The sequence below is a fragment of the Pseudomonas sp. IPO3778 genome (assembly GCF_013386825.1).
GTDB lineage: Bacteria > Pseudomonadota > Gammaproteobacteria > Pseudomonadales > Pseudomonadaceae > Aquipseudomonas.
This window is the reverse complement of the sequence record NZ_JACARC010000098.1, coordinates 1-9,638: the sequence shown is the minus strand read 5'-3', so window position 1 is coordinate 9,638 and position 9,638 is coordinate 1. Positions and strand designations below refer to the sequence as shown.

Annotated in this window: 7 protein-coding genes; 5 read left to right on the top strand and 2 right to left on the bottom strand. The window is 61.7% G+C overall.

What is annotated here, in order from left to right; genetic code table 11:
- Positions 1-243 precede the first annotated feature (243 nt).
- Together HX855_RS31890 and HX855_RS31885 are read right to left on the bottom strand one after the other, a co-directional pair.
- Positions 244-942, bottom strand: coding sequence for a response regulator (locus HX855_RS31890; RefSeq protein WP_177090451.1), 699 nt, complete (start codon positions 940-942; stop codon positions 244-246).
- Positions 917-4,303, bottom strand: coding sequence for an ATP-binding protein (locus HX855_RS31885; protein ID WP_177090450.1), 3,387 nt, complete (start codon positions 4,301-4,303; stop codon positions 917-919). The genes HX855_RS31890 and HX855_RS31885 overlap by 26 nt, the downstream gene beginning before the upstream one ends.
- A 301-nt stretch (positions 4,304-4,604) precedes the next feature.
- Between HX855_RS31885 and urtA the strand changes: the two genes are divergently transcribed.
- The 5 genes from urtA (at position 4,605) to urtE (ending at position 9,542) form a co-directional block, all read left to right on the top strand.
- The gene (urtA, locus tag HX855_RS31880; protein ID WP_003218263.1) at positions 4,605-5,813 is read left to right on the top strand and encodes an urea ABC transporter substrate-binding protein; all 1,209 of its coding nucleotides are present in this window, start codon (positions 4,605-4,607) and stop codon (positions 5,811-5,813) included.
- Between the two features lie 185 nt (positions 5,814-5,998).
- Entirely contained in the window at positions 5,999-6,916 is a 918-nt protein-coding gene (urtB, locus tag HX855_RS31875; protein WP_177090448.1) for an urea ABC transporter permease subunit UrtB, read from the top strand.
- Positions 6,917-6,926: 10 nt separating this feature from the next.
- The gene (gene urtC / locus HX855_RS31870; protein ID WP_177090446.1) at positions 6,927-8,087 is read left to right on the top strand and encodes an urea ABC transporter permease subunit UrtC; all 1,161 of its coding nucleotides are present in this window, start codon (positions 6,927-6,929) and stop codon (positions 8,085-8,087) included.
- Complete coding sequence (urtD, locus tag HX855_RS31865) at positions 8,084-8,842, top strand: urea ABC transporter ATP-binding protein UrtD (protein WP_003218258.1); 759 nt, start codon at positions 8,084-8,086, stop codon at positions 8,840-8,842. Before urtC ends, urtD begins: the two co-directional genes overlap by 4 nt.
- Before the next feature lie 10 nt (positions 8,843-8,852).
- Positions 8,853-9,542 (top strand): urea ABC transporter ATP-binding subunit UrtE, encoded by a 690-nt coding sequence (urtE, locus tag HX855_RS31860; RefSeq protein WP_177090444.1) that lies wholly within the window; start codon positions 8,853-8,855, stop codon positions 9,540-9,542.
- Positions 9,543-9,638: the final 96 nt, after the last annotated feature.

Here is a 9,638-nt window from a genome sequence, read left to right as displayed (position 1 = left end):
AGGACGCCGGTTTAGCCGCGACGGGGCAGGGACGCCCCGTCGCGGCGGCCCGCGGAGCAATGCCGGAGTGCGGGCACACCGAGCCTAAGCGAGGTGCCGAGTGGTGGGGCAAGAGCCTTTTGGTTACTTTTGGGCTCTTTCCAAAAGTGACCCGCTGTAAGAGCGGAACCCATAGCAGCCGTTACCTAAATAACGGATATGTACTCAGCCCAGCACACCCCAAAAGAGTCCTCAGCTCCCACATTAGACAGTCGCCATCGTTTGAGAACGCACCGGACTCATCGCCGCCATCGCCACCGACGTCGCCGCCGTCCTGGTCTCCACCCCCAACTTCACATACACATGTTCCAGATGCTTGTTCACCGTCCTCGGGCTCAACCCGAGAATGTCGCCAATGTCCCGATTGGTCTTGCCGCACGCCACCCAGCGCAGCACTTCCACCTCCCGCTCCGTCAGCTGAAACCGCGCCGACAACAGCTTGTGCGCCGGCTCATCCTCCAGGGTGATCACACTCGGCTGGGTCGCCGCCCGCGCCGACAACAAAATCCGCGAGGTCCGCAAATGCGCCGCCACTCGCGCCAGCACTTCATCGGTCTGGATCGGCTTGGTCACGTAATCACTGCCGCCCACTTCAAACCCCTGCACCACGTGCTTGCTGTCGGTCAGCCCGGTCATGAACACCACCGGAATGTCCGCGCTGGCCGGTTGGGCCTTGAGCCGGCGGCAGGTTTCAAAGCCATCCAGGCCCGGCATCACCGCGTCCAGCAGGATCAGGTCCGGGCGCCGGCGTTGTACGCGGTTCAGCGCGCTGAGGCCGTCCAGCGCCACCAGCACCATGTAGCCGGCGTCGTCCAGTGCGTCGGAGAGCATCGCCAGGTTGTCCGGGGTGTCATCCACAATCAGCACCACGCCGGGCTCAGCGCTGCGGGTCAAGGCATTCATCTTCGGCCTCCTTCAGGATTCGGTTGAGTTCCTCCAGGCGAAAGCTTTTCAGCAGGGCCCGGAGTTTGTTGATGAAGGGCGCGGTGCCTGGGCTTTGGAGCAGGATCGCGTCGAGCTTTTCATGCAGGCCGCGCACGTAGCCGATGGCGCTCAGTTCGGCGAGCACGGCGAGGTCTTCGGCACTCGGCAGCACGCCGGGCGTGGCGACCGGCGCGGCAAGCGGTGTTCGGCGTCGCAGCCATTGCAAGTCCAGGTGCAGTTGCAAGCGCCCGAGCAGTTCCGGGGTGCGCACCGGCTTGGCCAGGTAGTCGTTGCAGGCGCCGGCGATGCTGCGTTCACGGTCGTCGGTGAAGGCGTTGGCGGAGATCACGATGATCGGTGCGGTGGACAGCGCGTTGCGCCGGATCATCCGGCTGGTGGCCCAGCCATCCATGGTCGGCATCGACAGGTCCATCAGGATCAGGTCCGGCGACAGCAGCGCCACCTGGCGGATCGCCTCCTGGCCGTTACTCGCCTGGGACACCTCGAAGCCCAGGGGCGTGAGCATGCCGCTGAGCACCTTGCGATGGTCCACGTGGTCATCCACCACCAGGATGCGCCGCCGTTCGCCGTGGTAGCCGATGATGTCGTGCTCCACATGCACCACCGCTTGCGGCACCCGGACCTGGGACAGGAACAGCCGCACCTGGAAGCAGGTGCCCTTGTCCAGCTCGCTGACCACCCGCAGTTCGCCGCCCATCAGCGAGGTGAGCATGCGGGTGATGGTCAGGCCCAGGCCCACGCCTTTGTCCTGGCGCATCAGGTCGCCGCGTTCAAACGGCTGGAAAATCCGCTCGATCTGCTCGGGGTCAATCCCGATGCCGGTGTCGATGATTTCGAAGTTGGCGGTCTCGCGCATGTAGCTGACCCGCAGGCGCACTTCGCCGCTGTCGGTGAAGTTGATCGCATTGCCCAGCAGGTTGATCAGGATCTGCCGTACGCGTTTTTCATCGCCGCGCACCACGGCGGGGATCTTGCCCACGCAGTCCAGGCGAAAGCGCAGGCCCTTGTCTTCGGCCTGGGGAGTGAACATTTGCTCCAAGTCGTGGATCAATTCCGGGAAGGGGATTTCGGTGAGTTCCAAGCGCAACTTGCCGGCCTCGATCTTGGCCACGTCCAGCAGGCCGTCGATCAACGACAGCAGGTGCGAGCCGCTGCGCAGGATGGTTGCCAAGGCGTCCTGATGCTGTTCGGGCATGGCGCTGTCGCGCTGCAGGATCTGGGTGAAGCCGAGGATGCTGTTGAGCGGTGTGCGCAGCTCGTGGGACAGCCCGGTGACGTAGCGGCTCTTGGCGGCGTTGGCCGCTTCCGAGGCCTCCTTGGCCTGTTGCAGGGCCTGGTCGGTGAGGCTGTGGGCGGCGATCTCCTGCATCAATAGCGAGGTTTGCCGGTCGGATTCTTCCTGGGCGACGCGGCGGCTTTCGCGGGTCAGCACTACCCACCAGGCGAGCACGGCAGCCAGCACCGAGAGCGTGAGGAAGGCCTTGAAAAATGCCTGGTACAGGGTTTGCGAATGGGGCAAGCCCTGTGCCGCCTGCATGTAGATCAGGGCCAGTGCCCCGGCCAGCATCAGCACCAGCGCCAGTAACAAGCCGAGGTAGTGGGCCAGCCGGGTATGCAGGCGCGGCACCAAGGTGGTCGGCAGCAGCCAGCGCAATACGCCTTCGAACTGGCTGGCCAGCCGGGCGTGGGGTTTGCAGCGGTCGCCGCAGCGCGCATCCAGGGAGCAACACAGCGAGCAGATCGGCGTACTGTAGGCCGGGCAGAACGCCATGTCGGCGGTTTCAAACGGGTTGCTGCACAGCCCGCAAATCACCAGGCCGGTGCCGGCTTGGGGATGGATCAACTGCGCCTCGCTGCTGCGTGCAATGTAGTAGCGGCCCTTGGTCAGCCACGCCAGCAGCGGCGCCATGACCAGTGCGGTGCCCAGCGCGACAAACGGCGGCGCGGCCTGGGCCAGGGCGCCGAACAGGCCGAAGTGGGCGAGGATCGACAGCAGCGAGGCAATCAGCATCGAACCGACGCCCACCGGGTTGATGTCGTAGAGGTGCGCGCGCTTGAACTCGATGTGTTTGGGCGACAGGCCCAGGGGCTTGTTGATCACCAGGTCCGCCACCAGGGTGCCGATCCAGGCGATGGCGATATTGGCGTAGAGCCCCAGCACCTGCTCGATCACGTCGAACACCCCGAGCTCCATCAGCATCAAGGCGATCGCCACGTTGAACACCAGCCACACCACGCGGCCTGGATGGCTGTGGGTCACGCGGGCGAAGAAGTTCGACCAGGCCAGGGAGCCGGCGTAGGCGTTGGTCAGGTTGATTTTCATCTGCGAGATAAACACGAACAGCACCATCGCCCCCAAGGCCCATTCGGGGGAGGAAAACACATAGCCGAACGCGACGAGGTACATCTGGGTCGGCTCGGCGGCGCGCTCCATGGGGATTTCATGTTGCAGGGCGAGGAACGCCAGGAACGCCCCGGCGAACATCTTCAAGGCGCCCGGCACGATCCAGCCGGGCCCGGCGCACAACAGCGCGGCCCACCAGCGTTTGCGGTTGGCGCTGGTTTTTTCCGGGAGGAAGCGCAGGTAGTCCACCTGTTCGCCGATTTGCGTGACCAGGGACAGCGCCACCGTGCAGGCGGCGCAGAACGACAACAGGTTGAAGTCGCCGCCGTCGCTGCTGCGGCCGACGAAGCTGGTCCAGTCGCTGAAGGCCTCGGGGTTTTTCCACAAGACGAAGCCGTAAGGCAGCACCAGCAAGACCAGCCACAGCGGTTGCGTCCACAGTTGCAGGCGACTGATCAGGGTCACGCCGTAGGCCACCAGCGGGATCACCAGCAGCGAACAGATCACATAGGCGATGGCCAGCGGAATATGGAAATACAGCTCCAGGGCCAGGGCCATGATCGCCGCTTCGAGGGCGAAGAACAGGAAGGTGAAGCTGGCGTAGATCAGCGAGGTGATGGTGGAACCGATATAGCCGAAGCCCGCGCCGCGGGTCAGCAGGTCCATGTCCACGCCGTAGCGGGCGGCGTAGTAGCTGATGGGCAGGCCGGTGAGGAAGATCACCAGGCTGATGGCAAGGATCGCCCAGAAGGTGTTGGTGAAGCCGTAACTCAAGGCCAATACGCCGCCGATGGCCTCCAGCGCCAGGAACGACACCGCGCCCAGGGCTGTGTTGGCAATGCGCAATTCCGACCATTTGCGGAAGGACTTTGGGGTGTAGCGCAGGGCGTAGTCTTCCATGGTCTCGTCGGCGACCCAGGAATTGTAGTCGCGGCGGATCTTGACGATGCGCTGGGTGCCGGGGAGGGGGTGCACGGTGGGTGGCTCCGGGAAGTGGGCAAGGTTGGATGAGCAAGTTCCATGCCCCGATTCAAAATGTGGGAGCTGGCTTGCCTGCGATAGCGCTGGGTCAGGCATAGGGGCGTCGACTGATACACCGCTATCGCAGGCAAGCCAGCTCCCACATTGATCGGTGGTGTTTGGGCGGGCGGGATCCTGCGCGAAAATGGTGCGCAACGGCATACGTCAAATGACGTACCTCGTTACGTCAGGCTGCGTATACCCGCCGTGGCCACCTGCCGCCATGCTGAACCCCTCATTGCAGAGGAGTCGCCCCATGGAATCACGATTGATCCGCTCCAAACCGTTGTTGGCCTTATCACTGCTGGCGGCGAGTCTGTTCAGCCATGGCGTCATGGCCGATAACGAAGGCCTGGCCGTGACGCCTACCGAAGTGACCGTCGGCCAGTTGCACTCGGCCACCGGCACCATGGCGATTTCCGAAACCGGTTCGATCCAGGCCGAACGCCTGGCCATCGAGCAGATCAACGCCTCGGGCGGGATCCTTGGGCGGCAGATCAAGGTGATCCAGGAAGACGGCGCATCCGACTGGCCGACCTTCGCCGAGAAGGCCAAGAAACTGCTGGTCAACGACAAGGTGGCGGCGGTGTTTGGCTGCTGGACCTCCGCTTCACGCAAAGCCGTATTGCCGATCTTCGAGAAAGAAAACGGCCTGCTCTACTACCCGACCTTCTACGAAGGCCTGGAACAGTCGAAAAACGTGATCTACACCGGCCAGGAAGCCACCCAGCAAATCCTTGCCAGCCTCGACTGGATCGCCAAGACCAAGGGCGCCAAAACCTTCTACCTGGTGGGCTCGGACTACATCTGGCCGCGCACCTCGATGAAGATCGCGCGCAAGCATATTGAAAATGTCCTGCACGGCACCGTGGTCGGCGAAGACTACTACCCGCTGGGCAACACCCAGTTCGGTTCGCTGATCAACAAGGTCAAGCTGAAAAAGCCTGACGTGGTGTTCGCAGCCGTGGTGGGCGGCTCCAACGTGGCCTTCTACAAACAACTCAACGCGGCGGGCGTGAACGCGTCCAAGCAAACCCTGTTGACCCTGTCGGTGACCGAAGACGAACTGCTGGGCATCGGCGGCGAAAACATGGCCGGCTTCTACGCCTCGATGAAGTACTTCCAGAGCCTCGACAACCCGAACAACAAAGCCTTCGTGGAAGCATTCAAGGCCAAGTACGGCAAGGACGCGGTGATCGGCGACGTGACCCAGGCGGCCTACCTCGGCCCCTGGTTGTGGAAAGCCGCGGTGGAGAAAGCGGGCAGTTTTGACGTGGATAAAGTCGTCGCCGCGTCCCCAGGCATCGAGCTGAAAAACGCGCCGGAAGGCTACGTGAAAATCCACGAAAACCATCACCTGTGGAGCAAGTCGCGCATCGGTGAAGTGCAGCCCAATGGCCAGTTCAAGGTGATTTACGAGTCGGATCTGATCGAGCCGAATCCGTTTCCGAAAGGCTACCAATAACCCTGGATCTGGCATTGATCTAACGGTTGGAACTGGGTTTGTGTGGGAGCTGGCTTGCCTGCGATGGCATCCCCTCGGTGCAACTGAATGACCGAGTCGCCTGCATCGCAGGCAAGCCAGCTCCCACATAAAAACACAGGCAAAAGCAGTCCGCATTTCAACCTCCCGCTCAGGAGACCATCATCATGGAATGGCTATCGGAATTTGGAGCCATCGCGGCAATGCAGGGGTTCAACGGCTTGTCCGTGTTCTGCGTGCTGTTGCTGATGGCATTGGGGCTGGCAATCATCTTCGGCCAGATGGGCGTGATCAACATGGCCCACGGCGAGTTCCTGACCATTGGGGCCTACACCACGTACGTCTGTTCCAGCCTCACCGCGCACTTCGCGCCGAGCTTTCAGCCGTATTACTTTTTCTTTGCCATTGCCCTGTCATTCCTCGTCGCCGGCGCCGTGGGCTGGCTGGTGGAATGGGCGATGATCAGCCGTTTGTACAAGCGCCCGCTGGACACCTTGCTCGCCACCTGGGGCTTGTCCCTGGTGATGCAACAAACCTTCCGCTCGGTGTTCGGCGCCCGTGAAGTGAGTGCCGAACCGCCGGCCTGGCTGATGGGGTCGGTGAACCTCACCGACGCCATCGAAATCCCGCGCAACGGCCTGTTCATGATGGGCCTGACCCTGCTGCTGACCTGTGCGATCTTCGTCATGCTCTACCGCTCGCGCTGGGGCCTGCAGGTACGCGCCACCGTGCAAAACCGCTTGATGAGCCGCGCGGTGGGGATCAATACGCGCAAGGTCGACCGCATGACCTTCGCCCTCGGTTGCGGTGTGGCGGGCGTGGCCGGTGCGGCGTTCACCACCATCGGCTCCACCGGGCCGACCGCCGGTTCGCAGTACATCGTCGACACCTTCCTGGTGGTGGTGTTTGGCGGCGCGCAAAGCCTGTTCGGCACCATCGCTTCGGCGTTCGTGATTGCCCAGACCCAATCGCTGTCGGAGTTTTTCCTCAGTGGCTCGATGGCCAAGGTGCTGACGCTGTCGTCGGTCATCCTGATCCTGATGCTGCGCCCGCAAGGGTTGTTCTCCATCAAAGTGCGCAAGTAGAGGCGAACCGATGAAGGCTTTAGACAAACTGCTGGGCGGCCAGCAAAACCTGATCGGCATCGCGTTGCTGGCGCTGTTGATCCTGGTGGTGTTTCCACTGACCCTGGATGCGTTTCGCCTGAACATGGTCGGCAAGTACCTGACCTACGCGTTCGTCGCGGTGGGCCTGGTGCTGTGCTGGGGTTATGGCGGGATTCTCAGCCTCGGGCAGGGCGTGTTTTTCGGCGTCGGCGGCTACTGCATGGCGATGTTCCTCAAGCTTGAGGCCTCGGACCCGATCAGCACCAAGATCCAGTCCACGCCGGGTATTCCGGACTTTATGGACTGGAACCAGATCACCGAACTGCCGTGGCTGTGGCAGCCGTTCCACAGTTTCACCTTCACCCTGTTCGCGGTGATTGCGGTGCCGGTGCTGCTGGCGTTCATTATCGGCATGGCGCTGTTCAAGCGGCGGGTGGGCGATGTGTATTTCTCCATCGTCACCCAGGCCATTGCGCTGATCCTCACGGTGCTGATCGTCGGCCAGCAAGGCCTCACCGGTGGCGTCAACGGCATCACCGACCTCAAGACCCTGCTGGGCTGGGACCTGCGGGGTGACGGGGCGAAGATGATCCTGTATTTCATCAACGCCGGGCTGCTGTTTGGCTGCATCTTCATTGGCCGCTTTATCCTCGCCTCCAAGCTTGGCCGGCTGTTGATGGCCATGCGCGACAAGGAAGAACGGGTGCGGTTTTCCGGTTACGACGTGGCCAGTTTCAAGATCTTCGTGTTCTGCGTGGCGGCGGCGTTCTCGGCGATTGGCGGCGCGATGTTTGCCTTGCAGGTGGGCTTCATGTCGCCGTCGTTCGTGGGCATCGTGCCGTCCATCGAGATGGTGATCTTTGCCGCAGTCGGCGGGCGCATGTCCCTGCTGGGCGCGGTGTACGGCGCGTTGCTGGTGAACTACGGCAAGACCTACTTTTCCGAATCCTTCCCCGAGCTGTGGCTGTACCTGATGGGCGGGCTGTTTATCGCCGTGGTCATGTACTTCCCCAACGGCCTTGCGGGGTTGTGGGACAGCCATGGTCGCCAGGCCTTGGCCAGACTGCTGCGCCGCACGCCGGTGGTAAACGTCGAACCGGCGAAGATCAAGCCCAAGGCTGAAGCCAAGATCCTGGAGACACAGCCATGACCGCCGTCGGTTTTGAAATGAAAAAACCCGTGTTGGCGATTGAAGGGTTGACCGTGTCATTCGACGGCTTCAAGGCGGTCGATAACCTCAACCTGTATATCGACCGCAACGAAGTGCGGGTGGTGATCGGCCCCAACGGCGCCGGCAAAACCACCGTGCTGGACCTGATCTGCGGCAAGACCCGCGCCACCAGCGGCAGCATTCAGTTCGACGGCCAGGAACTGACCAAAATGCGCGAATACAACATCGTGCGGGCCGGGGTGGGGCGCAAGTTCCAGAACCCGTCGATTTACGAAAACCTCACGGTGTTTGAAAACCTCGAGATGTCCTATCCGGCCGGGCGCAAGGTGTGGGGCGCGCTGTTTTTCAAGCGCAACGCCCAGGTGATCGCGCGGGTCGAGGAAGTGGCCCGGGAAATCTTCCTCGGCGACTTGTTGCAGCAGCAGGCGGACCTGCTGTCCCACGGGCAGAAGCAGTGGCTGGAGATTGGCATGCTGCTGATGCAAGACCCTGAATTGCTGATGCTCGATGAGCCGGTGGCCGGGATGAGCGTCAACGAGCGGGCGCAAACGGCCGAGTTGCTCAAGCGCATCAGCCAGGGGCGCTCGGTGTTGGTGATCGAGCATGACATGGAGTTCGTCAAGAGCATCGCCCACAAGGTCACGGTGCTGCACCAGGGCAAGGTGTTGGCCGAGGGCAGCATGGAGTCGGTGCAGAGCAATCCGAAAGTCATTGAAGTGTATTTGGGCCACTGAGGAGTCGGGCATGTTCAAGATCGACAAACTGTCGTGCGGGTACGGGCAGAGCCAGATTCTTCACGACTTGGAGCTGAACGTGGCCAAGCGCGAGATCGTCGCGGTGATGGGGCGTAACGGGATGGGCAAGACCACGCTGTTCAAGAGCCTGATGGGGATCCTGCCGCAGTGGCAGGGGCGGGTCAGTGTGGATGGGCATGATGTGTCTAAGCTGGAAACCCATGAACGGGTGGAGCGGGGGATTGCCTATGTGCCGCAGGGGCGGATGATTTTTCCCAGCATGAGTGTGTTGGAGAATATTCAGACTGGGTTGCCGGCGTCGGCCCGGGGCAAGGTGCCTGAAGATTTGTATGCGTTGTTTCCGGTGCTGCATGACATGCGTTCGCGCAAGGGTGGGAATTTGTCGGGTGGGCAGCAGCAGCAGCTGGCGATTGCCCGGGCGTTGGCGACGAATCCTAAGGTGTTGTTGCTGGATGAGCCGACTGAGGGGATTCAGCCTTCGATCATCAAGGACATTGCTCGGACGCTTAAGGAGATTCGCAATTTGCGGGATTTGACGATTGTTGTTTCTGAGCAGGTGTTGTCGTTTACGTTGGAAATTGCTGATCGGTTTTTGGTGATTGAGAAGGGGAGGTTTGTGATTGAGGAAACTCGGGATCGGGTGGATGAGGCGACCATTAGCCGGTATTTGTCGGTGTGACTTGGTGGGGTACATATCCGTTATTTAGGTAACGGCCGCCTATGGTTTCGCTCTTACAGCGAGTCACTTTGGAAAAGCCTGTACGGACCGGACACA